Source organism: Photobacterium sp. DNB22_13_2 (assembly GCF_052873915.1).
Window position 1 is genome coordinate 1 of the sequence record NZ_JBNNXU010000146.1, and the last position, 270, is coordinate 270.

The 270-nt window shown below is 67.4% G+C and carries 1 protein-coding gene; it reads right to left on the bottom strand.

The genetic code is table 11. The features are described 5' to 3' along the window. Nucleotides 1-45: 45 nt before the first annotated feature. Nucleotides 46-270 (bottom strand): hypothetical protein (locus tag ACVA58_RS28150; protein ID WP_446513531.1); only part of this gene is annotated, 225 nt, incomplete at its 5' end.

A 270-nucleotide genomic window follows, 5' to 3' on the forward strand; every position in this document is an offset into this window, starting at 1 on the left:
GTTCGGTCATGGTGGTGATGAGAGGAGAGTCTTGTCAGGCGCGGATTAGGCGTAATTGCGCAGGTCGTCCAGCTCGGTCGCGCCAAAGTCGGGGCGGACGAGGTAGGCGGCGATGCGCGTGGCGGCGTCTTGCGGTGAGACCAGCTCGCCATGTGCATGCAGATCGCGGAAGCGCTGCACGCCGGCAAAGTCGGCGCCACGGATGGTGCGTTGCATGTCGGTGTCGATCACGCCCGGGGCCAGCGCCACGGCGCGCACGCTGGCATCGCC